Origin of the sequence: Paenibacillus sp. AR247 (genome assembly GCF_002968895.1) — a bacterium.
In the GTDB taxonomy this organism is placed as follows: domain Bacteria; phylum Bacillota; class Bacilli; order Paenibacillales; family Paenibacillaceae; genus Paenibacillus_AQ; species Paenibacillus_AQ favisporus.
Genome location: NZ_PCZT01000009.1, coordinates 1821866 through 1842620, shown reverse-complemented (window position 1 = coordinate 1842620; position 20755 = coordinate 1821866). Strand labels below are relative to the sequence as shown.

At 43.3% G+C, this 20755-nt stretch carries 32 protein-coding genes and 1 pseudogene; 26 read left to right on the top strand and 7 right to left on the bottom strand.

All coding sequences use genetic code 11. The features are described from left to right. Positions 1-345: 345 nt before the first annotated feature. Entirely contained in the window at positions 346-657 is a 312-nt protein-coding gene (locus CPT76_RS17010; RefSeq protein WP_105443684.1) for a WGxxGxxG family protein, read from the top strand. Between the two features lie 313 nt (positions 658-970). On the opposite strand, the gene CPT76_RS17005 is transcribed toward CPT76_RS17010, so the two are convergent. The 4 genes from CPT76_RS17005 to CPT76_RS16995 form a co-directional block, all read right to left on the bottom strand. After that, entirely contained in the window at positions 971-2197 is a 1227-nt protein-coding gene (locus CPT76_RS17005) for a site-specific integrase (RefSeq protein WP_105443683.1), read from the bottom strand. Positions 2198-2725: 528 nt separating this feature from the next. Further along, positions 2726-2926 (bottom strand): hypothetical protein, encoded by a 201-nt coding sequence (locus tag CPT76_RS38395; protein ID WP_105443682.1) that lies wholly within the window; start codon positions 2924-2926, stop codon positions 2726-2728. Further along, on the bottom strand, positions 2919-3083 hold the full coding sequence (locus tag CPT76_RS37540) for a hypothetical protein (RefSeq protein WP_181152885.1): 165 nt from the start codon (positions 3081-3083) through the stop codon (positions 2919-2921). Before CPT76_RS37540 ends, CPT76_RS38395 begins: the two co-directional genes overlap by 8 nt. 40 nt (positions 3084-3123) lie before the next feature. Continuing rightward, positions 3124-3936, bottom strand: a complete 813-nt coding sequence (locus CPT76_RS16995) for a helix-turn-helix domain-containing protein (RefSeq protein ID WP_105443681.1) — start codon at positions 3934-3936, stop codon at positions 3124-3126. Positions 3937-4082: 146 nt separating this feature from the next. On the opposite strand from CPT76_RS16995, the gene CPT76_RS16990 reads away from it, so the two are divergent. The 22 genes from CPT76_RS16990 (at position 4083) to CPT76_RS16890 (ending at position 16168) form a co-directional block, all read left to right on the top strand. Then, complete coding sequence (locus CPT76_RS16990) at positions 4083-4319, top strand: helix-turn-helix transcriptional regulator (protein ID WP_105443680.1); 237 nt, start codon at positions 4083-4085, stop codon at positions 4317-4319. 159 nt (positions 4320-4478) lie between these two features. Beyond that, positions 4479-4745 (top strand): hypothetical protein, encoded by a 267-nt coding sequence (locus tag CPT76_RS16985; protein WP_105443679.1) that lies wholly within the window; start codon positions 4479-4481, stop codon positions 4743-4745. A 65-nt stretch (positions 4746-4810) separates the two neighbouring features. Continuing rightward, the gene (locus tag CPT76_RS39910) at positions 4811-5164 is read left to right on the top strand and encodes a helix-turn-helix domain-containing protein (protein ID WP_258168546.1); all 354 of its coding nucleotides are present in this window, start codon (positions 4811-4813) and stop codon (positions 5162-5164) included. Positions 5165-5179: 15 nt separating this feature from the next. Then, positions 5180-5446 (top strand): hypothetical protein, encoded by a 267-nt coding sequence (locus CPT76_RS16975; protein ID WP_105443678.1) that lies wholly within the window; start codon positions 5180-5182, stop codon positions 5444-5446. 83 nt (positions 5447-5529) lie between these two features. Beyond that, on the top strand, positions 5530-6219 hold the full coding sequence (locus tag CPT76_RS16970; RefSeq protein WP_105443677.1) for a replication protein: 690 nt from the start codon (positions 5530-5532) through the stop codon (positions 6217-6219). A 59-nt stretch (positions 6220-6278) separates the two neighbouring features. Next, positions 6279-6737, top strand: a complete 459-nt coding sequence (locus CPT76_RS16965; RefSeq protein WP_105443676.1) for an ArpU family phage packaging/lysis transcriptional regulator — start codon at positions 6279-6281, stop codon at positions 6735-6737. 68 nt (positions 6738-6805) lie between these two features. After that, entirely contained in the window at positions 6806-7051 is a 246-nt protein-coding gene (locus CPT76_RS16960; protein ID WP_146116260.1) for a hypothetical protein, read from the top strand. A 33-nt stretch (positions 7052-7084) separates the two neighbouring features. After that, the gene (locus CPT76_RS16955; protein WP_105443674.1) at positions 7085-7555 is read left to right on the top strand and encodes a hypothetical protein; all 471 of its coding nucleotides are present in this window, start codon (positions 7085-7087) and stop codon (positions 7553-7555) included. A 44-nt stretch (positions 7556-7599) separates the two neighbouring features. After that, on the top strand, positions 7600-7863 hold the full coding sequence (locus CPT76_RS16950) for a hypothetical protein (RefSeq protein ID WP_105443673.1): 264 nt from the start codon (positions 7600-7602) through the stop codon (positions 7861-7863). Between the two features lie 11 nt (positions 7864-7874). Then, complete coding sequence (locus CPT76_RS16945) at positions 7875-8117, top strand: hypothetical protein (protein ID WP_105443672.1); 243 nt, start codon at positions 7875-7877, stop codon at positions 8115-8117. Positions 8118-8421: 304 nt separating this feature from the next. Continuing rightward, positions 8422-8853, top strand: coding sequence for a hypothetical protein (locus CPT76_RS16940; protein ID WP_105443671.1), 432 nt, complete (start codon positions 8422-8424; stop codon positions 8851-8853). Positions 8854-8878: 25 nt separating this feature from the next. Further along, the gene (locus CPT76_RS16935) at positions 8879-9565 is read left to right on the top strand and encodes a coiled-coil domain-containing protein (protein ID WP_105443670.1); all 687 of its coding nucleotides are present in this window, start codon (positions 8879-8881) and stop codon (positions 9563-9565) included. A gap of 72 nt (positions 9566-9637) precedes the next feature. Further along, complete coding sequence (locus CPT76_RS16930; RefSeq protein WP_105443669.1) at positions 9638-9844, top strand: hypothetical protein; 207 nt, start codon at positions 9638-9640, stop codon at positions 9842-9844. A 29-nt stretch (positions 9845-9873) separates the two neighbouring features. Then, positions 9874-10128, top strand: a complete 255-nt coding sequence (locus CPT76_RS16925; RefSeq protein ID WP_105443668.1) for a hypothetical protein — start codon at positions 9874-9876, stop codon at positions 10126-10128. A gap of 419 nt (positions 10129-10547) precedes the next feature. Beyond that, the gene (locus CPT76_RS16920; protein WP_105443667.1) at positions 10548-11081 is read left to right on the top strand and encodes a hypothetical protein; all 534 of its coding nucleotides are present in this window, start codon (positions 10548-10550) and stop codon (positions 11079-11081) included. Positions 11082-11086: 5 nt separating this feature from the next. Then, positions 11087-11227 carry a hypothetical protein gene (locus CPT76_RS37535; protein ID WP_181152884.1) on the top strand — a complete coding sequence of 47 codons (141 nt, stop codon included), beginning with the start codon at positions 11087-11089 and terminating at the stop codon, positions 11225-11227. 135 nt (positions 11228-11362) lie between these two features. Then, entirely contained in the window at positions 11363-12859 is a 1497-nt protein-coding gene (locus CPT76_RS16915) for a phage tail tape measure protein (RefSeq protein WP_105443666.1), read from the top strand. Further along, complete coding sequence (locus tag CPT76_RS16910) at positions 12766-13323, top strand: lysozyme family protein (RefSeq protein WP_146116259.1); 558 nt, start codon at positions 12766-12768, stop codon at positions 13321-13323. Before CPT76_RS16915 ends, CPT76_RS16910 begins: the two co-directional genes overlap by 94 nt. A gap of 190 nt (positions 13324-13513) precedes the next feature. Further along, on the top strand, positions 13514-14329 hold the full coding sequence (locus tag CPT76_RS16905; protein WP_146116258.1) for a HipA family kinase: 816 nt from the start codon (positions 13514-13516) through the stop codon (positions 14327-14329). 1 nt (position 14330) lies between these two features. Continuing rightward, on the top strand, positions 14331-15197 hold the full coding sequence (locus CPT76_RS16900; protein WP_105443663.1) for a DUF3037 domain-containing protein: 867 nt from the start codon (positions 14331-14333) through the stop codon (positions 15195-15197). A 259-nt stretch (positions 15198-15456) separates the two neighbouring features. Beyond that, entirely contained in the window at positions 15457-15657 is a 201-nt protein-coding gene (locus CPT76_RS16895; RefSeq protein WP_258168545.1) for a hypothetical protein, read from the top strand. A gap of 142 nt (positions 15658-15799) precedes the next feature. Next, entirely contained in the window at positions 15800-16168 is a 369-nt protein-coding gene (locus tag CPT76_RS16890) for a response regulator (RefSeq protein ID WP_105443662.1), read from the top strand. A 79-nt stretch (positions 16169-16247) separates the two neighbouring features. Here CPT76_RS16890 and CPT76_RS16885 read toward each other — a convergent pair whose 3' ends face one another. Together CPT76_RS16885 and CPT76_RS16880 are read right to left on the bottom strand one after the other, a co-directional pair. Next, the gene (locus tag CPT76_RS16885) at positions 16248-17264 is read right to left on the bottom strand and encodes a DUF3231 family protein (protein ID WP_105443661.1); all 1017 of its coding nucleotides are present in this window, start codon (positions 17262-17264) and stop codon (positions 16248-16250) included. A gap of 220 nt (positions 17265-17484) precedes the next feature. Continuing rightward, positions 17485-18341, bottom strand: a pseudogene (locus tag CPT76_RS16880) (ATP-dependent DNA ligase). A 147-nt stretch (positions 18342-18488) separates the two neighbouring features. On the opposite strand from CPT76_RS16880, the gene CPT76_RS16875 reads away from it, so the two are divergent. The 3 genes from CPT76_RS16875 to CPT76_RS37530 all read left to right on the top strand — a co-directional run bounded on the left by CPT76_RS16875 (position 18489) and on the right by CPT76_RS37530 (position 19451). Then, positions 18489-18767, top strand: a complete 279-nt coding sequence (locus tag CPT76_RS16875) for a hypothetical protein (protein ID WP_105443660.1) — start codon at positions 18489-18491, stop codon at positions 18765-18767. Between the two features lie 14 nt (positions 18768-18781). After that, entirely contained in the window at positions 18782-19117 is a 336-nt protein-coding gene (locus tag CPT76_RS16870; RefSeq protein WP_105443659.1) for a YolD-like family protein, read from the top strand. Positions 19118-19232: 115 nt separating this feature from the next. After that, positions 19233-19451 carry a hypothetical protein gene (locus tag CPT76_RS37530; RefSeq protein WP_105443658.1) on the top strand — a complete coding sequence of 73 codons (219 nt, stop codon included), beginning with the start codon at positions 19233-19235 and terminating at the stop codon, positions 19449-19451. Between the two features lie 95 nt (positions 19452-19546). On the opposite strand, the gene CPT76_RS16860 is transcribed toward CPT76_RS37530, so the two are convergent. Then, a complete protein-coding gene (locus CPT76_RS16860; protein ID WP_105443657.1) occupies positions 19547-20005 on the bottom strand; it encodes a hypothetical protein in 459 nt (152 codons plus the stop codon). Positions 20006-20755: the final 750 nt, after the last annotated feature.

Below are 20755 nucleotides of genomic sequence, written 5' to 3'. Positions count from 1 at the left end.
CTATGGAAACATCGTATGCTGGAAGGCGAAAATCGTGATAAGTGCCCTGTAAAAATGGGCGCATGTCCCGTAACCAAACAGACATCAAAAATTAATACTGGCATAATGCTGTTTTAATGTTTCATTCACAATTGGTTTGTATATTTATATATATAACCCCCTTTGATATATATAGTACGGAATGGACCCTGACGGCCTTGGCGCTGTGACAGGGTCATTTTTTTGCGTAAAAACGGGAAATACAAAATATCCCATGGGATGAAATAGATACGGGCTACGGACTGCATAGGTGATATCTCATTTGGGAAACTTACGATTGAAGTCTTATACCTGGAGGTGAAAATGATGAAGAAGCGTATCGCTGCAGCCCTGCTCACAGCCTGCATTTCCATGAGTGTTGCCGTGCCTGCATTTGCGTATGGCAATGGTACTGGCACTGGCACTACAGGAACATACAGCACCAACAACACAAACGGAACCTATGGCACCAACGGTATGAACAATACTTACGGCACCTACGGTACCAACAACGGATATAACAATACGATCCGTACCAACGCAGCTAATGACAACAACGACATGGACTGGGGATGGCTTGGACTTCTTGGCCTGCTTGGATTGATTGGACTCCGCGGAAGAAACCGCGAGCACTCCTAAGCGACTCGGCATCCCATAATCAAGCAAAAGCACCCTTACAGATTCTGTTATCTGACGGGGTGCTTTTTTATGATTAGGAACAAACCGCACAAGTGCAGCGCGTCCAGATACAAATACAATCGGATGTTAACCAAATAAAATTGGGCGCCCCTTGCGGGACGCCCTCATGGGAGATGTGATACTGGGGTTATTTTCGATTTTTGCGTGTAGCTCTAAATATTGATGTATTAGGGTTTGCTAAATATTTCATGATGCTCTGAGAAGGGGTATTTTGTTTAATTATTGCGGATTTGGTACCCAAATGGTACCCAATTTAGTGCCCAAGCAAGGTACCCAATTCAGGCCTTCTTTTTGTCGGGATCGTGATGTCGTCAAAGACGCTTGCAGCGGCCTTGTCCACGGATTCAAATATGTGCCCATATATCTCGAGCATCTTCGTATTTGTGTGCCCTACACGCTTTGCAATTGCTTCTGAATGGACCTTCTTAAAGATCATCCAGGATACTGAGGTATGGCGTAAATCATGAAGTCGGATTGGCTTTAGATTATGCTTTCGGTGGAAATCAATCCACCAGGACGTTAGCCGTTGAGGGGAAACTGGTTTACCATTTGGATGACAGAAAAGAAATTCAAATTCACCGTTCTCCCATTTATCCGCAATCTTGAATCGATCTTTGCGCCATTCGGAATAATAAACCTTAAGTTCTTCGACAACCGATGGGGAGATAGCGATCTTACGAACAGACTTCTTATTCTTAGGTCCTTTGATTACAGGCTCATTATTTTTATACATAGGTATGGTCTGCTTGATATCGATAAAGCCATTCACCAAATCGATGTTCTTCCATTCTAAGCCGGCCATTTCCCCGCGCCTCATCCCTGTGGTAACGGCCAGCGTAACCAGGATACGGAGGTGTAAAGGTTCATCCACCAGCGCATCAAATAACGCTGTGATTTCCTTTTCGTCGTATACCTCCATTTCCTTTACGTCATCTTCTTTTGGCCTCTTGACGCCAGCCATAGGATTGTCCTTCAATACTCTCCATTCAACAGCCTTCGAAAATATACTCCGCAGTACCCTATAGTTATAAACGATGGTCGCAGATCCAGGAGGCTTGTCTCCTCTTAGGGCAGCAGCTGGAGTACTTAAATAATCGAGATAGTCCTTAATATGCAGTGTTTTTATCCTTTCCATATGCATACTTCCGAAATAAGGCAGTATTCGCTTCTCTACATGGAACTTATAATTCAGCTGCGTCTTTTCCTCAAGTTCTACTTCAACGAACTGTTTAATCCACTTTTCAGTAAAAGCCTCGAATGTCATCTTCTCCGGTTTTACGTAATTCCCGGCATCGACTTCCATTTGGAACTTTATAAGTTCAGCCTCTAGATAGTTCTGGAGGCGTTTTGGAGCACGCAGGAGGGCTGGATCTTCTACCCTGATGGTTTTCTTCTCCTGGAGTCTTTTACCGTTTGCGTCATATCCAAGCTCTGCAATAAGCCGCCAAGACCGTTCACCACGTTTTTGGATGCTTGGCACAGTGAAAACCTCCTTATTAATTCAATGATTACCGATAGCAGAACACTAAACAGGTATGTTGATACCCTTGCTGGGACTTAGCCTATTTTACGTCGATAACTTCTTATGAAATTCAGCTTAAACGCTGCGTAATGATGGTCAGTCTTGATTCGAGAAATTACGTGTTGGCATACTGGGGGGCATTTGACCACCACTAACCTGCTGAGGGTTCAATTCTGATCCCCACCATATTTGCTAGGGGTGAACGATCCTTCACCCCTTAGCGCCGGTCTAGAGGTGTTTAATTAGTCAACACCCAGGCCACCATTCACATACGCCAGATTGACGGGCATGGAACTAAAATAATATTGAGGACTGGACGGACCATCCAGTCCTTTCGGGTGCCCTAACGGACCACTGAGGTCATCACCTTTATGTTATGACTCCGCTGGTGCGATGCCTGACCATGTTCTGGCGGCGTTTAACCGATCAATTCGTTTGCTATGGGTTTGGAGGACCCCACCTGACCGAAAACAGCTACATTCACTATTAAAACGGCTCACAGCGTGTGTTGGGCGCTACGATATACTTGTCCAACACTTCATCGAGGTTTGTCGATACGGCACCATGCTTTTCTAGGACCTTTAAAATCCCCGGTTTAATCAACCTCTTTATCCTTTTCTTTGACTCCTCTTCTGAGCAGATCCTTATGAACGAAATAGAAAAGGAACTTTTTTTGGCTTTAGTCATGAGCGCTTTCTCCTTTTTTTACAAGATCGACAACTCTAACTTTGATACTTAGGCCATATTCACGCTTGGCGAAGTTTTCAATTCCCCGCTCGAGCCATTCGTTTATGGGCTTGATACCGTTGATCTGTATGATGTTAAATTTCTTACCCTTATTCACGACAAAACTCCTTTTTCTATGTCGGTGTACGTACAGATGTTTATTTCCGTATTGAAAAGAGAACTTGTAACATTTCAAGGATACGCTCCCGATCTTGTTCTGAAATACGCTTGTTTTGATATCTGATATATTTTTTTTGAAGGAATTCTTCAATATCAACTATGATTTTTTGATCACGCAAGAAATTTAATACTTGTTCGTTATCGTCTCCTTTTTCTGTGCTTAGGGCAATCTGTGACAAAGAGATCAGAATTTTAGAAAATTCACTGTAAGTATCCTCATCAGGCTCGATTAGTTCTTCCCTGCTAAGTACATCAAACAAAAACTTTGGTGTTAATGAAACGACCTCATTAAAAAAAGTATCTTCATCAAAGTCCCTATATGGGGATTTTGGCAGGGAGATTAATTTTTTTAATCTCTGTTCCGCTTCTTTATCATCTCCCATCGATAGGCATAAACTTCTGGCTCCATTGTAAAAGTACCATCTGGAACTAAACATCACCTCTTTGACATCCTCCAATACGTTTGCTACAAACTTCCCTGTTTGGTCTGTAAAGATTGCTTCCAACTCATCAAGATATATATATAAGTTTTCGGGAGAAGACACCAACAATGAAATATCACTAGTGTTGCTGCTGATATATCCAGCAGCTTTCATTAGTTCCAAATATTCAACATCCAAGTGGATATATAAACGCTTAAGGATATCAGGTGAGGGAACTCCCCTTTTTTTATTTTCAACATTTGTTAAATACGATTGAGAAACATTCGATTTTTTTGCTAATTCAGCAACAGTCATACCTTTCTTCTTTCGGAGTTCTCTTAAGTAAGGCCCAAACTCATGATTTATCAAATTTAATCATCTCCATATCACATTTTTGTTCATTATAAACTAAATATATCTCAATTGAAATATTGCTGTTGCATTTAATCTCTTTAGTGTGATATTATCTCTACAGAGATTAAATATTCCAAAAGAGATTGAAAGGAGGCTAATTCATGAGGATTAAGCTAAAAGACCCTGTTGAGTTCGAAAAAATGCTGATACGTAGGGGATTCTCAAAAAAGGCATTTGCAGAAGCAGCAAATATCGGTCAAGTGACTGCTTTACAGATCAGCAACGGTGACCGTAATCCATCCCCGCGGATTGCAAAACGCATTTGCGACACTCTTGAAGTTGAATTCGATGACATCTTTGAGATCGTTAAGTCGCCGCAACATAGTTTGCGAAAATAAACCAACTTGAAAAGAGCACCCGTGCGCTATTTCTGCAAAAAGATACAGGGATTATTGAGCACTAAAACAGATCCCGGCTAATGTTGAGCCTCGGGAAGTAAGTAATGCCTATTTACATCGATAGTTGTTTTGAAATTTCGGGAAGGTGGACGAATTGAGATGAAGTATACAAATGAGGAACGCGAGACTGTTTGTGTTTACGACCATATCGATAACAGCTGGTACGTGTACACATGTGTACCAAAGCACCTGACCAAGCTTAATAAGATCGCCATGCCTTACTGGGAAGAAAAAGACGGCGACCGGGTAACTGCAGCAAAATGGAAGCTCAACGAGAAGCAAGTACGATTCGCGATGGAAAGAAAAATTTCTGAGGAGCAGCGGGCCGCTATGTCGGAACGAGCTCGAAAGAGATTCGGCAGTTAATCCACTCTTAATTAGCCCCCATCTGAAGTAACAAATTAAAACACTATTTTGAGGAGGCTCACAAAATGGTACGTAAAAGAAATGCCCGTCATGCCGTGCCGACAGTAATTATTCATCAGCCATCCAGCCAACCGGCTCAGGTCGTTGAAGTAATTGAACGACAGCCGCAAATGGATCAGGGAGCGATAATGATGCAATTGGCCCAATTGGTAGCCCAGCAGCAGTCTAAAGCAGCTGAGGCGCCGCAGACATTCACCGTCAAGGAAGCAGCTGAATACCTGCGCTGCTCCACCTGGACCATTTACGATCTGTGCCGGACGGATAGCATCCCGTATTTCAAGGTGAAAAGTCGTTATTTCTTCCGGCGACATGAGCTTGATAAATGGATTTCAGGGAATACGAACGCTTGTCACGTGTAATAGGAGGGATCGACATTGGAAAATCAAAATGTGACCCTTCGGCTGCTGAAGTTGATCCGGGAATTGACGAACAAAGCTGCCGCATTAGAAGGGATCGGGATTAAGCTCATGCTGACTGACGAGATGATCGAGGAAGTAACGACTGCCATGTTTGAAATCAATGAGGTCAACCCAGCAGCAGCCGGGCCACTCCATCTATCCTTGGTTGATTACACTTCAGGAGCTATTGAAGCACACGATTTCCTGAGCTTGTTATCGGGGGCGGCGGTGATGTCTGGATGAACGAAGACGCGAGCGTGCCATGTATAAACCTCTTGAATGAATTCTGCAGTTTTGCGGCAGTGGAGGATAAGAGGGTGAGGTGAGTGGAGAACAGCAAAGATTCATTATTTGTTAAGGTTCCCCATTGGGTGATGAACTATCAGATGACAGCTGATCTCAATATGACACAGTTCAGGATTTTAAATGCGGTAATCCGGAACACCTTTGGCTACAACCAAACGGAACATTGGCTATCAGTCAGTTTCATTTCCGGCTTAACTGGTTGCAATCAAGAACAGGTTAAAAGGGAACTGAGGAAAATGATACAGCGTGGAATCATTCTTCAAAGAAGGGAGGGAAAAAAGAGATACCTGCAAATTAACCCCGATATAGGGGACTCAATAGGTTCCTCAATAGGGGACTCGATAGGTTCCTATAAGGGGGACTCATTAGCTCCCCATATAAAGAAAGAAACTAAAGAAAAAAGGAGTAAAGAAAAATATTACATCGATTTCGATGAAATCGACGACCCCTTCCTTAACTTTTATTTGAATCATTATAAGAAAGTGATGAAAAGAAAGCACGTAAGGATATCCGAGAAAACTTATGAATTCATTCAAAACCAAATAAGTCATTTAATCGAATGCGGAACAACTCAGGAAGAGTGGGAGGAGGGGGTGACACAGTTCTTCAAGGATCCGCTCAAGGAAGGCAATAACAGAAGCATTAGGTATTTTCTTGAATTATCTCATCGATATTTCGAAGTTCATTTGTACAACCAATTCAATAAATAAAAAGAACTCCTTGGCAGGAGTTAAGCGGCTAACTCCATCATACCAAAGGGGCCGATCATATGCGAGCAATAGATAACCTACCTGCCGCCGTAAAGAAAGAAATTCGAACGGCTATGGAGGATTATTTCGAGCGTTACCAGTTATACAAATACACCTTGTTTCAAGTGCGTGAAGCAAGAGTCACTGCTAGTTATGAGGATCGTCCTTATGGTCCAACAAACGTTATCAGTGATCAAACAGCAAGTGTAGCTATTTACAACGTAGACGAGCCTGCCCGACGTCAAGCGTTTTGCGAAAGATTAGAACAGGCAGTATACCGGTTACCGCATAAAGAACGATTCATAATCACAGAACGATATATGAAAAATGATCTTCCGTTCGACTACGTAGTATATAACCAATTGATGGACCCGCCTGTAGCCGAGGCAACTTATACAAAAATTAAGAACAGGGCAATGGCTATGCTAGCGCTCGCACTTGGAATTCAGATCGATGGGCTGCACAAGGTTCTGATGTGAAGGAGGTGAGGAACATCGAAAGGGATAACGGTAGAAATGAAATTAGGGTTCTGATCAGCAGCGTAAGAATGGGCACGCTCAGTGAGGATGATGCAGTTGATTTTTTCACAGATCTATTTGCAAAAGCGAGGAACGAGCATCTTGGCCTCATCAAAGCGTTACAAACCGCCGTCCAAGATAAGATGACCGAAGATATCATTATGACAGCTGCTCGCAATTTTATTGATCATCAAGGGTTGAAAAGGGAATTCTCGGAGTACTTGAATAGAGGACTCTCAGAAATCGGTTCTGACATACTCGGTCCGGTTCAATAACAAATCAATAACAATCTAACAAAAGGATGAACCATGAAAAATTTAAGAGAAGTTGCTCCTGCCATCGTCGATAACGAGACAGGCCAAGGGGTCCCGTTTGCTCAGTATCTCGAAGAACAAGCCGGCACAGGTGAACTGTTCAACTCTGATATTGGGATGATGCTCACGTCAGCACTCAGCCCTAGAACCGATTGGGAAGAGGTTAATGATTATCTTGCCCCGATCGTCAAGGGAGTGCTTTCTGAGGCCGTGCAGATGGAGGACAAGCGGATATATATCGTCCTGGTCCTGGCGATCAAAGAGGCGTGGCAGGAGTTGTGCGAGCATCATGAAGTCGAAAAAACGGCCGATCGGGAATTTCAGATAGACCTCGACGACCCTGGGTGCATCAGTAAATTCGAGCAGCTCTTGAAAGACCTTTCTTACGGCCGGCAAGTGGTTAAGTCCCACAAGGTCGAAGCGCCTGGCTCCTACCGTCTGACAGTAGGTTATCGGTCAAACTAATTATGAAGACCAATGCGGCTTCTTTGAGAGGAGAAAAAAGGGCTATGGATACAGCGATTTGGCAGCAGGTTGCGGAATTGAAATCAAAACTATTGGAATTGGCCTGTACATTGATGAGTGTTCCTGAGGAAGAATTTTCTCGGGAACATGCGATCCTTGATTTATACATGTTTGTAGAGGACGTCCATAAGTTGGAGGAACGATGCCTGGAGAACGTTGTTAATAGGGATTTAAAAACCGCCAGAATGCTAGCTGATTTTAAAGAACGCCTCTACAAAGGTGCTAATAAATCAATGGATATGAAGTGAGGTGAAGATCGATGAGCGGAGTAATTGACCTTGCTACAGCATTGATTGGTTACCGCGGATTGAAACTTGAGGAAATTATTAAACTCCTCACGGATAGTGTTGTAGTTCTGTCAAATGGAGAAAAGGCGGTCGAGCTAGCTATTTTTGAAGAGAAGGTTGGTCTTCCTGATAATTTCTTTGCGAACGCCATAAAAGAAGGAGCCCCCACTGCGGCAACAGCGGAGGCATACGAAAAAACCAATGAATTTGAATGAATTATATACATTATATCCATTCGTCTTATAGGAATCAACTATAAAAATATTGATAGTTATTGCCGGAGGTGATAAGTCGATGATCAAAATTAACTACAAAGGGGCGGCTCGCTCCCCACCCCTCGTTATTTCTGTTTTACGCCTATAACTATAGGCGTTTGATGCGCTCGCCTCATCAAGAGGTATCAAAGTACCTACCCACTTAGAGAGGAGCGAAAATCAAAAGAGTAATCAGTGTTCAAAGGTATAGAGTGTTACAAATAAGGGGGCCTAAATTAGCCCCGTAAGAGAGAAGGGAACCAAGATGCTTAGAAATACGAATAGAGGACCCCACGGTTTCAATCCTGACAGAGTGCGGGGAGAGCTGACAGGGCAATCCGGCGCAGGTATAGACAAGATGATGCTACCCATTCTCATGGATATGCTCAAGAACATGGATGCCGATGCCTTGGAAGGACTGCGTCAGAGTCTTCTTAATGACGGCCCATACAATTCTGCTAAAACAACACCAGCAACAACATCAATTCAGTACACAGAACAGCAGCGAGTCAAACAACTTGAATCCATGCGCATGGCTGAAAACAGTCACTTCATTGACGAGGCCATATCTTCAGGAGAGTCTCCAGAGAATGCCGCCATACGGATAGTCAAGGCAACCATTGAGCAAGAGGAAGCAGTCAATCAAATGATTGATTTTGCGAATCAAATATTGGATCGCCGTAATGGCCGTCGTTAATTAAACCAAAGGGAGAGATTGAATCATGTTAAAGAAAAAAGATTGGAAAGAACTGATGCAGGAGTCAATCGAGAAAGTCGATAAACGGGAGCAGCTGATCCAAGGTAAGATTAACGATCTCCAGGAGCAAGAAGAAGTCATTCAGACAAAGATCAAGGACAACTCCAGCCGCATGATCGAACTTGAGATGGACGGGGACACCGGCGGTGTTGCGACTATCAAGAAGGAAAACCGGGATCTGCGTATTGAGCTTCAAGAGATCCAGGACTCCATTGAAGGATATAAAGGTCAGTTGGGGACGGCCCGGGATTACTACGCGAAAGATATGGACAAGATTCGAGCGGCAGCGAATAAGGCAGAAGAAGAACGGCTTCAACAACGTAAAGCAGATCATGCTCGATTAGATGAGCTGCAGGCACAGATTGATGAACTTGAGAAGCAGATGGAGAAAACAAGAAACGAACTTCGGTTTAGCAGGTCTGTGTCTGAGGAGTTAACCCACTTTAGTTATCTTAACCATATTGATTCGAGAGCTTATTCATTATCAGCATATGAGCAACAGAGTTTCATAAAAAGCTGGTTGGCCGGCGAAGACACTGAAAGTTATTTCAACAAGAAAGGAGCCTCGTCTGGACGAAATGTTACTCATGTCGATATGAGCCAAGGGGGCAGCGATTGGGCGAATTATCCATCGCCTTACAATAACAGATAATGTCTTGCGCAGGAAACATGTTAGGGCGTGCTATATCAGCGCCCTTTATTAATATCTCGGAGGTGGAGGGTCATGGCTTCGACAATAGAGCAGAAAGACGTCTCCCGTAAAAGCTTCCAGCAATGGAAGGCAAAGAACAAGGCAGGGCTAAACCACGGTCCAGGCCGTCATTATCATGCCAGAGGGCAGAGACAACATGAGAAGCGCGATCGGATCAAGGCAGCGCTCAAACGTAATCATTTAGGTGATATCTCGGCCAAGGATCAACTGGAACAATAATAAGATTCAATAAATTGGAGGGCTATAATATGCCAGCATATGAGAGTAGAAGTTATGATATTTTGATTGCCGGAATGGTGCAGCCAATGGTTACGGTGTCCGTGATCGTCAAAGCAGGTTCCGGAGTGATCCAGAGGGGCATGGTGCTCGGTGTCGTTGGGCAGCTGCCTGAAGGCGGTAGTTCTGCGGGGATGTATATCACGGTTCCGGTTGACTCTTCAAAGACGGATGGTTCAGAAACATTGACGCGACATCCAGTGATGTCAGAGCTACTGGTTATGTGAGCGGAGAGTTCAATAGAGCTGCTCTGACGTTTGGTGGCAGCGATAAGGTTGCTACTCATGAGGAGGAGCTGCGGAAGATTGGCATCATAACTAAAAGGGTTGTTAGCTAAATTGATTGGAGTTAGTGAGCCGGGTGTCACCCTTGCCCTCGAGAGAAGCATGCAAATAGGCAAAGAAGATTAGGCGTAAAACGGCTAATTTGAGGGTGATCCAGTAAAGCGCGGGTCCTTCCAACGCTTGAAACCGACTGCGGGTGCGAACGACCCCCGTTAAGGTCTAGATTTTATTTTTAAAAATCACTTTCCCTTTCGGATGCCGGGTCGTCTGAAGGGGAACTTTTCAATTTTTCGCTTCGAATAATGCATGAAATTTTCGAAATAGCCTGCCTACCACAAAAAGTGAAAGTGAGGTGATGAAAAATGGGAAACCGAAAAGCGAAAGCGGAGAGCCTGCAGGATCGAGAGGTAATCACCTCAGAATTGGCTGCGATCGTGGGGAAAACTCCTCAATGGATACGCCAATTGACCCGGGACGGCGTCCTGAAGCAGGTGGATAGAGGGAAATACCTGCTGGGCAAGGCCGTCCAAGCCTACTGCGAACACGTTTCGGGCGGCAGAGAGGACGATAAAAAGCCTCGATTTATCGACGAGAAGACCGAGCATGAGCGCATTAAGAAGGAAAAAGCGGCTCTAGAGCTGGCCGAAATGCAAGGGGAACTGCACCGTTCAGAAGACGTTGAGGCCGTCATGAACGATATGCTTGGTGCATTCCGGCAGCGAATACGAACAATTCCGATGCGGCTGGCCCCTGAACTGATCGGACAGAATGATCTGAACGTAATAAAAGGACGTTTATCGGCGGCACTGGATGAAGCATTGGCGGAATTGGCCGATTATGACCCGGAGTTGTTCCGAGAGGAACACCAAGGGAGTCAATCAAATATGGAAGGATGAAAACCATGAAATTAGAAGAACTCCAAAGCAAATATCCGGATCTATACAACCAAGTAATAGCAGAGGCTAAGCAGGCTGAGCGCGAACGCGTCATCGCCCTAAATGAATTTGCTAAGTCTCCAGGAGCAGCCGGCATTGTGGCCTAAGCAATTAAAGACGGCCGCACGGTTGCTGACGTTGCCGTTGAAGTCCTCAATGCGTCAATGACGCGTTTTCAAAACCAAGGCGGAACACCCACATGAAATCATTAATCAAAATTGGTTACAAAGGAGGTTTAACCCATGCCTAAAAAGTTTGAAATGACATTCGAGCTCAATGGCGACATTGACCCCAAGCTAACCCGAACATTCGATGATCTCTCTAAGGACGTAACGGGGCTTGGCCGGGACTTCAACAGCCTGCAGCGGACGAAGGGATTCCGAAAGATCACCCAGGACGCTGAGGGAGCCCGAGGTGCATTCCATGAGCTGCGGGAGGACGTCCGAGAGTTCGGGGAGATCTTCGAAAAGACGCTGCAGTTCACAGGAGCACACGCTATTATCACTCAAGTCGGTGATATGTTCTCCAACATGATCAGCGAGGTCGGCGCTCTGGACGACTCCGTCCACCAGATGGGGGCAGCAACGGGAGCCACTGAGAAAGACATGGCCGAGTTTAAGGACACCATACAGGAGATTTACGCAGGGAATTACGGCGAGGGGTTTAACGACATTGCTGATTCACTGGTCAACGTCCGGCAGGTTACTGGACTGGCCGGGGATGAACTGGAGCGTGCAACCACGAATGCACTCATTCTGAAGGATACCTTTGGTTATGACATCAATGAGACGGTACGTACTACAGACGCCCTCATGCGTAATATGGGGCTGACAGCGGACCAGGCCTTCGACTTGATTGCCCAGGGCAGCCAACGCGGCCTGAATCGTTCTGATGACCTCCTCGATACCTTGAATGAATATTCCGTACATTTCAAGGATGCGGGGTACGATGCAGAGGAAATGTTCAGCATCCTGGAGTCCGGGATCAAGAAAGGCACATTTAATTTGGATATGATGGGGGACTTACTGAAGGAATTTAATATCCAGATCAGAAGTGGCGATAAAGCTGTCACCGATGCAATGGATTATCTCTTTGCCCCTACGGGAATTGATTCATTTGTCGATGCATTAAGCAAGGGCGGAACAAAGGTAAAAGAATTTTCGAAACTCTCCAAGGTTGCCGGCAAAGATGTAGCCACCGATTTGGTGAAGTCCTTGAAAAAGGGAGGGGCCTCAGCGGAAAAGGCTTCATCACAGATTGTGAGTTATATGAGCGACAGTCATAAAATCATGGAAGGTCTGGGCGATGGCTCGTTAAAAGCACGGGATGCACTGGGACAAATCATCACTAAGCTTGATAGTCTGGACGATGCCAACACAAGGAATCAGATGGGAGTGGCGTTGTTCGGTACTAAATACGAGGATTTGAAGCATGAAGCAGTTGAGGCGTTGAAGGACGTCAAAGGCGAGTATGATAAGACCATCGATACCATGCAGCAGATTTCCAATGTCAAATACACCAGCGTAAAGAAGGAACTTCAAGGGCTGGGCCGGAGCGTTATGACGAACCTGGTCATTCCGATCGGCGAGGACGTTGCCGAGAAATCATACCAAGAGTTCTACGAGCCCAGGTCAAGCTCATTGAAATGCAGGAGTTGGGCGGAGCAACAATTCAGGAACAGGCGGCAAAATACGCTAAACTTAGCGATGCCGAGAAAAAGCAGTTCGATCAAGCAATGACAGATATCCAAACTTTAAACTCCGAGATGGATGATCTGCCTCTCTCTAAGCAAATCGACTTGTCTGTCGTTTGGCACCAAACAGGCACGATCCCTGATTATTCAACTCCTGCAGGAAAGCAGATAAAGCATATCGAGCTCAGGGATCCCGGATTTAATGGCTATGCGGATGGTGGCCGGGTAACATCACCAGAGCTGGCATGGATCGGCGAGGGAGGAGACGATGAGTTCGTCATCCCGGTCAATAATTCCAAGAGGTCCAGAGGACTGTACGCGGCAGCCGGCGAAGCTTTGGGGATCGAATCGGGTGGATCATGGGCCCCTGTCTTCAATATGCCTATCACAATACATGGAAATGCTGATGCTAAAGTGGTAGCGGGTGCCGTCAAGGATGCTCAGAAGGAATGGGAATGGCATTTGAGGACATACGAGCGAACGCAGCAGCGGAGAAGTCTTAGAAAATAATAAATTAATACAACTCGTAGATTAACAGAGGCCTTATAAGGCCTCTGTGTTGTATATTTCCCATTAAAGCAATATCTCTTTTTGGCAAAAATCTAAATAAATAGATTGTTTTATTTTCGCTTTCTAATACAATGATAGTAGTAAGTTGATCTTACTTGCATTCACTTGTAAAGTAGGTGCCTATCCAAAAGTGCAAATAGTTAATGCTGTTAGACCACTTCAACCCGTCAGAAATGGAGTTACGAGGCCATTTATCCTTCTGGGTGATGATGGCAATTCATACTATACAAAATTTCAACAAAATCCTGAAGGAACAAGGGTGCTTGCTAATGAATACGTCTCTGCTAAAATTGCGGAACATTTAAGTTTGCCTCTTGCTTCTCCAACTTTAATAAATTTAGATACTCAATTTATTGAAACTTATGGTCAGGAAATAACGAGTCACATTGAATGCGAAGTTGGACTTTCAATGGGCTTGCATTTTGGAACTAAAAAGGTTAATAAAGCATATCAAATATTAAATTCTAAAATGCTCGAACCAGCAACAAATTTGAGCTGTATCCCAGAGATCATTCTTTTTGACCAACTTATTTGCAATACTGATCGTGATAAGAATGGTGGAAATTTAATATTTGACCAAGCTAAAATGAAAGTTGTTGTTATTGATCATTCCCATGTTTTTGATATCGGAGCTCTCTGGGATGCACATCAACTTAGATTAAGGGTTGGTTCCCAATTCGAGCCGTTTACACAAAACGGGTACATATTTAGAAAACTGGTCCCATTCGTTCGAGGGCATAATCCATTTGATACCATTGTTGCTAAAATGTTAGGGATAACCAATGAACATTTGTGGGATATTATTAGTAGTATCCCCGAGGAATGGTCGATTCCTTACGATGATAAGACCGCATTACATGAATATTTGTGTGATCGACTACATAGGATTGATGAAGCTCTTGAAGTATTAAAACCCCAATTACCTTACTGGAAAGGAGGAAGCTAGAATGGAAAATACAAATACATTATGTAAGTACGCTGTGCTTAGATATGTGCCTGATGACATCAGAGAAGAATTCATTAACATTGGTGTAGTACTTCATTCACCCCAAGAAAAGTTTATTGACTGCATTATTACAAATAACTTTTCAAGAGTATCGACCTTTGATGATGAAATCGATATTCCCTTTTTGAAAATTGTTTTATCTGGAGTAAAGGATGACTTTTCGAAGAGTTCCATGGTTAGCGGTCCTTCCTTTGAGGAGTTGGCTGATGTCAATTATCTTGAAAGATCAACATCTATATATGTAAACCAATTACAATTCTCGAAAGTACACTTAATCAGATCTAATGATTTTGAAGCAGATCTTCTGAATTTGTTTAAAACCTACGTCCATTTTGAAGTCCAGAAAAAAGCAAGGCTAACAGAACAAGAAGTAAAATCGATAATGAATCGTGTCATTAGGAATAAGACTAACTTTGAAGGTGGATTTGAAAGAAATTTTAAAGTTGATATTGGTCCGGAGCAAATTGAACTCGATTACGCTTATGAGACAAATACAAATCGAATGAAAATAGTTAAAACTTTCTCATTTGATTATACCCAGCGCGGAAGTAAACAGGCGCCCCAAGTAGCGAAGGAATGGGCTTATAACTTCAATAGGTTAAAGTTTAAGTCGAATTTAGAGAATAAATTTAAAACTAATGATGTTGATTTATTAACCTTAATATATGTTAAGGACTTGACTAAAAACATAAAATTAGCCCTAGAGATATTAAAAGAGGAAGCTAAGACTTTTGAAGTTCATAATGAGTATCAAATAGAAGATTTTGCTGATCAAATGGTCCAAGAAATGAAAAATGGTGATACGTAAACACTAAATACCCGTCATTAGGCGGGTATTTTTTAAATGATTTGTGGACATGAAAAATTCCCCTCTTGGCTCGCGCCGCAGGGTCTTCTTTTATTTTGAGGTATATAATCAACCAGGATTACCCAAAATATTTATATAGGTAAGCTCCTATAAGCTGCACCTGCTTTCTCCTCTTCCCGGCCGTCCTTTTTGGGCGGCCCTTTTTGTTTTACCACTTCATTGTGATATATGGTAAAATTTCGGGAAGAGGTGAAACTTGATGAAAAGCAAAAGATTTATGAAGCCCCTGACTTCCCCAATCCATTTCCATACAGCAATGATAGAGCAAATCCCTGTGGAAGTCTTTAGCGACCAAGAAATGATCGGCAGCGGGGAAATCGTTGAAATTACAGACTTCGCTGTGAAAATCGGTGATGAATTCTACGTGCTTGAGGCATGTACGTTTAAATTTGCGGGCTAAATTATAAACCGTATGAATGCTGTTTCAATTCGTGTACTAACGGGTAAAAGTACCTGTTAATTGTCTAAATGTTACTTTCACCGCTTATCCCCTTTTAATTATTAAAAATCTATTGTTTTTCTCACCTGAAAGGGCTGCTCAAATGAAAGTTCTCGTAGTAGATGATCAGGAAATCGATCGGATTGTATTGGTTCGTATCTTGCAGAAACTTGGGTACTCTGCAGATACCGCGACAAATGGTATGGAGGCATTAGCAGCCCTCAAGTTCAAATCTTATCATCTTATCTTTATGGATATTCACATGCCAATAATGGACGGAGTAATCGCCTCCCAACAAATTTATTCTACCATCCCCTCACCACCACCGATCATTGCAGTTACAGGTGATTTAGATAAAAGAAAACGGTGCTTAGCACTTGGGATGACTGATTTTATTGAAAAACCTGTTGCTGTTCAAAGAATTAAACAATCAATAAAATCTGTTGTAACTAATAAAGATGATCCTTACTAACTATCCTGCCTATTAGCCAACGAAAATAGGAGCAGCTGCCGCCCGGCAAATTGCTCCTTTCTTGACTTTCGTCGTCCTATTAAACCGTCGTCAATTTTTCCCTATCGAGAGTCAAAGGTGTTTGCTCTAACCATTGATTCTCAATCATTAATTTTGCCCCGTCATCCCCGTACACGCCAATTTCAGTAATTAACCTGATATATTGGGCATGAAGATCATGTCTTTGACTTCCCGAAAGTGCGGCTCCGTAATTGTAAACTCCTAATGCATTTAGACCTGTGACATGAAACAGCATTAGTTTTTCGGAAAAGGGAGAGAGTTTTGAATCCGAAACATCTTGATCCCAAGTCATAGGAGCTGGCAAATTTTCTTTTCTTAGAGTGCTGCTGAAAATCTCTACATGCTTATTGGCAATTTCCCTTCCACGTATAAAATAATTTCTGATTTTTTCTGATTTAGTTACTTGGCTAAATCCCAAAAGTAAGGCTGCTCCTATTGCATTAGATTGGGTATTAGAAAATAGGTGAGTGATCTCTAATGTGTTGAGCGGACGTTCTCGGTTTAAAAGTCCACTAAGAAATCCTTTGGATTCAACGAATTCAACGGTTTCTGGATATGTTACGTAAGGAGGCCTTATGAAGATGCCTTTAGCCAAGGAAATCTCCGCTATTTTATTGTAAAGATCAGTCAAGGACACAATACAATCAGAAATAAACTTACGCACGTCTGAACGTGCCATAAGGGGTAGTGCAATACCATACATGCTATAACCACTTTTAGTGGTCTGATGAAGATAGTTTATTATAAATGTATCCGAATATAATTTAGGTGCATCCAGGTTTAAATCTTTCTCCGTAAAACCAAGAGGAATAGGAAAATTATCCTTATTAAATATTTCTGTTACCTTTGACATAACATGCTCTGAAATTTTCAGAGCAGACCGAGTGACCTCTTTAATTTCTTTATCCTCGGCACATTCATAAAAAAACTTCAGAATACAAACTGACATTGAATTTGCCATGTAAGCTCCCCAAAGATTTGCGATTTCAGCTGAAGTTAATCGGATATGCTCCTTGCCATTTTCGGTTGTTTTCATAAAAACCTCCAGTTTTTTTTATTATGATCCCTCCTAAAAATGTATTTATTCTCGCTAATTAAAGCGCCAAACAAAATAAAAAACGCCGAACAAAAAAGACGGCGGATTACTTCGATGTTGTGTTTCGCTATAATGAAATAACAATATTTCCCTTGATATCCTGCCCGTTAGCTTAACGAAAATGGAGCAGTTGCCAACGGCAAACTGCTCCTTTGCTGGGTTAAACTATAAACCGAGTGAACACTGGGCTGCGCAGCAGCCCTGCCTTGGTCCAGTTTCTCATTTTTACTTCGGCGCGAATCAGCGGCTTCAGGTAGACAAAGTTCTTGTCCTCACCTGAAACAATTCCTCTGCTAACCCCATAGAAAGCCTTCTTTTCCTTCGGTCCCGGTCCGTGCTCAATGATCCCGGTCGGACGAAGCCTTCCGGATCCATCCAAGACGGCCGTGAGCCATCCGAACTCATCTTTACGATACCCTGTGATAAATACCTCAGCATATGACCAATTTATAACCTTCTGCCATGCGTCCGACCGGCGGCTGACGTACTGGCTTTTTTGCGTTTTCCGACCATGCCCTCCATACCCCAGGCTCTAACCTGCTCGAAAAGCTCCTCTCCGGCACCCTCAATAAATGGAACCACGCCAAAAGATGTGCCCGGTAAGGTCAGACTGCTAAGAATTGCCTTGCGTTCCGTCAGTGGCAGCTTGCGGAGGTCACGCCCTTTATATTGCAGGATGTCAAAGACGACAAACGTGACCGGGAGGGTTCGCTGCAAACGATCGATCTTGTCTGCCTTTTTTGCCTGGAACCGAGTCATGACTGCCTCAAAGTCCGATATACCAGTGGCTGGATCGACGCAAGCGATCTCTCCGTCCAATATTATATCTTCGTCGAAGGGGAAATGTAGTTCCGGGTACTGCCGGGTGCAGTCGTTATTGTGCCTGGTGTACAGCCGAATCACACCGGACTCCTGCGAAAAAACCAGCCGGTGCCCGTCGATCTTTGGCTCAAATATATAATCCGAATGTGAAAACGGGCCAGTCGCCATTTCCAATAACATCGGGCTGATAAACATAAAACCACCTCACCCCGTAATTATAACTTTCCGCTGGAGCTTAATCAGGAGGTAAGTTCTGGGGACAAGCAGGGGAATTTTTACATTGATTTGCGAACGGGTGTTTGGTTATAATACAGGAACAGATGTTTGCAAGGAGGGGTTTGAATGCTTGCGGATTCTGAACGAAAATTGTTGCGGATCCTCAGTAATTATCTGACCCGGCACAATAAAATGCCTAACTTGGAGCAGCTTGAGACTATGGCCAGCAAGCGTAAGGATCAAATTATTCAGTCGTTGAAGGAGCTAGAGAAACAGGAATATGTCCAGTGGGAAAACAAGTCGTCGGTGGAACACGTTGTGATTCTGGAGGCGTGGGAGAGAGGAACGGCCCCTACCAAGAACCCGAACATAAGTCGCGGGGCCGATTACTGGACCATGTATTGAGGAGGGTACAAACCATGAGCAAGAAACTAACCGATAATGGATTGTTTGACAGTTCACGGATGATGTTACCGCAACATAAGAGCGAGATTCTAGCACATCAAATGGGGCTGAAAAGTGAAACGAAGCCGGTAATCGACGAACAAGAGTGGCAGCTGATCGGGCAGGCTCTCCAGGATTCATTTAACGACCATGTCAAGGTGACCCTAACCGTGTTTGACCCCTTTAATACCCGGGACCTCACAGGATTCGTGACGGTGATCAATACATTTCGTAAAGAGATCAAGCTGAGCATTGACCAGGGCGAATGGGAATGGATTAGATTTGGCGATATCATCGCAGCCAGTACATAAAGCAAAAAGGACTTCCGCTTCGATCGGAGGTCCTTTTTTTAATTCTAGAAATTGCATATACAGATACCACGGTGGTTTGATATGGGCATACTGTAGATTCAGGAGGGATTAATCTATGGGTATATTAGTGTTTATGGCTTGCGCGACCTGGGCTCTGCTCTTCTTTCTTGTGGGGTTCAGCGATCATACAGGATTCTGGACAATTGAGTTTGGTTTTTCAGGACTCAGTTATACATCTAAGCATCTGAATTGGGCTGGTTGGTTGTGGATCACCATAAGTCTTGTAGCCGGGATAATTGGAGCATTTAGGATTGTTCGTGACGCTCGCAGATGAAGGAACACCACTAGACGAACAGAAAGTGCAAAAGAGCGAAAAGATTGGCACATAGTAGAAAACCCAGAATCGGTCCGGTTCTGTAGGTCTGTGTACTAATGGGGATGTTTAATGTGACGCTTCATTTGTTTTGAATATAAGTAGAGTACAGCGAGAGGGGTGAAATATGACAAGAAAGTCCAAAATATATTCCAACCATTGAAATATGATAATAGACCGACTTGTTGTGCTAACCATTCAAAGAGGGTTAACAGTCCAGCAAAAAAACAAATCGCTGGCAATGGCCAAATATTTTTTCGATAGATCAGAAATAGCATGAAGCACGCAGACAGCGGATGAATTCCTGTCAGTATCGGAAGGCTTGAAAAGGATTTGTTGTTCGCATGCGGATAGAACTGCCAAAAGTAATTAGAACCGATTATATCTATCGTTGTGGCTAAGGCAACTGCTGCAGGATAAAAAGCAAATAGGAAAATTCTATCTTTAATTAGCCAGAGTCCTAAAATCCAAGGGATTATAAACCCGCCAATTATTTGAATGTACAAAATGCTCATCTCTCCCTCGTAATAAATAATATTACTATTATTGATCTTTAAGCTAAGCACTAAACCAAAGTGGGCATTGTCTGAATACAAATGTAAAAACTAACGAACTTGCCTAGAACTGAATGAACGATATTCCATAAGATATAGCACGCCATTCTTGATTGAGCATGCCTTCATTCCGCCTGGATCATTTGGATTACAGCTCTCCTTCATCCGTGACTGCAACGGTAAAAGAACGGCTCGCAGAGGCTGCCGCTGCCTAAATAAAGCGGCTATTTGTGTTTCTGAAATCAACACGTCACCAGACGAACGGAAAGGCGCTGTGTTGGTGTTTTGATTCTAGGACTCATAAAAGAGAGACGTGAGAGGGAGTTGAAGGGCAAGTACAGGGTAAATTCTCGTTTACGGGTCCTTCTGGGGTCTCTGATTGGGTGCGGGTGCGAACGACCCCGAAATTTTAGCAGATTTAATTTCAAAAAATTACTTCCGCTTCGGAGGCTTCTTTAATTTTCGCTTCGATATTAACTCCTCGATTAGCGAAACGCCTATGATCGAAAATAAACGGAAGTTAAGGATAAGGGCTTCGCTTATTGCTTCTCCTGTCCGATGAACTAATTAGAAACAGATGAAAATTCAATGGAGGTACAACTCAGATATGAAAACAAATTACTTTCGACATTGCCTTTTAGATCTAAAAGAACGGAGGGGATATCATTGTTGACTGAAAGTACAAAACTGATTAAGTGCTTTGAATACGGG

Bases quoted from the DNA above. Each gene is read 5' to 3' on its own strand.
- CPT76_RS16915 (WP_105443666.1), top strand. From the start codon at position 11,363: ATGCCTAAAAAGTTTGAAATGACATTCGAGCTCAATGGCGACATTGAC.
- CPT76_RS16885 (WP_105443661.1), bottom strand. From the start codon at position 17,264: ATGAAAACAACCGAAAATGGCAAGGAGCATATCCGATTAACTTCAGCT.
- CPT76_RS16945 (WP_105443672.1), top strand. From the start codon at position 7,875: ATGAGCGGAGTAATTGACCTTGCTACAGCATTGATTGGTTACCGCGGA.
- CPT76_RS37535 (WP_181152884.1), top strand. From the start codon at position 11,087: ATGAAATTAGAAGAACTCCAAAGCAAATATCCGGATCTATACAACCAA.
- CPT76_RS16990 (WP_105443680.1), top strand. From the start codon at position 4,083: ATGAGGATTAAGCTAAAAGACCCTGTTGAGTTCGAAAAAATGCTGATA.
- CPT76_RS38395 (WP_105443682.1), bottom strand. From the start codon at position 2,926: ATGACTAAAGCCAAAAAAAGTTCCTTTTCTATTTCGTTCATAAGGATC.
- CPT76_RS16860 (WP_105443657.1), bottom strand. From the start codon at position 20,005: ATGAGCATTTTGTACATTCAAATAATTGGCGGGTTTATAATCCCTTGG.
- CPT76_RS16920 (WP_105443667.1), top strand. From the start codon at position 10,548: ATGGGAAACCGAAAAGCGAAAGCGGAGAGCCTGCAGGATCGAGAGGTA.
- CPT76_RS16955 (WP_105443674.1), top strand. From the start codon at position 7,085: ATGAAAAATTTAAGAGAAGTTGCTCCTGCCATCGTCGATAACGAGACA.
- CPT76_RS16960 (WP_146116260.1), top strand. From the start codon at position 6,806: ATGGGCACGCTCAGTGAGGATGATGCAGTTGATTTTTTCACAGATCTA.
- CPT76_RS16940 (WP_105443671.1), top strand. From the start codon at position 8,422: ATGCTTAGAAATACGAATAGAGGACCCCACGGTTTCAATCCTGACAGA.
- CPT76_RS16935 (WP_105443670.1), top strand. From the start codon at position 8,879: ATGTTAAAGAAAAAAGATTGGAAAGAACTGATGCAGGAGTCAATCGAG.
- CPT76_RS16985 (WP_105443679.1), top strand. From the start codon at position 4,479: ATGAAGTATACAAATGAGGAACGCGAGACTGTTTGTGTTTACGACCAT.
- CPT76_RS16950 (WP_105443673.1), top strand. From the start codon at position 7,600: ATGGATACAGCGATTTGGCAGCAGGTTGCGGAATTGAAATCAAAACTA.
- CPT76_RS16965 (WP_105443676.1), top strand. From the start codon at position 6,279: ATGCGAGCAATAGATAACCTACCTGCCGCCGTAAAGAAAGAAATTCGA.
- CPT76_RS16930 (WP_105443669.1), top strand. From the start codon at position 9,638: ATGGCTTCGACAATAGAGCAGAAAGACGTCTCCCGTAAAAGCTTCCAG.
- CPT76_RS16900 (WP_105443663.1), top strand. From the start codon at position 14,331: ATGGAAAATACAAATACATTATGTAAGTACGCTGTGCTTAGATATGTG.
- CPT76_RS16925 (WP_105443668.1), top strand. From the start codon at position 9,874: ATGCCAGCATATGAGAGTAGAAGTTATGATATTTTGATTGCCGGAATG.
- CPT76_RS16870 (WP_105443659.1), top strand. From the start codon at position 18,782: ATGAGCAAGAAACTAACCGATAATGGATTGTTTGACAGTTCACGGATG.
- CPT76_RS16890 (WP_105443662.1), top strand. From the start codon at position 15,800: ATGAAAGTTCTCGTAGTAGATGATCAGGAAATCGATCGGATTGTATTG.
- CPT76_RS17010 (WP_105443684.1), top strand. From the start codon at position 346: ATGAAGAAGCGTATCGCTGCAGCCCTGCTCACAGCCTGCATTTCCATG.
- CPT76_RS39910 (WP_258168546.1), top strand. From the start codon at position 4,811: ATGGTACGTAAAAGAAATGCCCGTCATGCCGTGCCGACAGTAATTATT.
- CPT76_RS16910 (WP_146116259.1), top strand. From the start codon at position 12,766: ATGCAGGAGTTGGGCGGAGCAACAATTCAGGAACAGGCGGCAAAATAC.
- CPT76_RS16895 (WP_258168545.1), top strand. From the start codon at position 15,457: ATGAAAAGCAAAAGATTTATGAAGCCCCTGACTTCCCCAATCCATTTC.
- CPT76_RS37530 (WP_105443658.1), top strand. From the start codon at position 19,233: ATGGGTATATTAGTGTTTATGGCTTGCGCGACCTGGGCTCTGCTCTTC.
- CPT76_RS16875 (WP_105443660.1), top strand. From the start codon at position 18,489: ATGCTTGCGGATTCTGAACGAAAATTGTTGCGGATCCTCAGTAATTAT.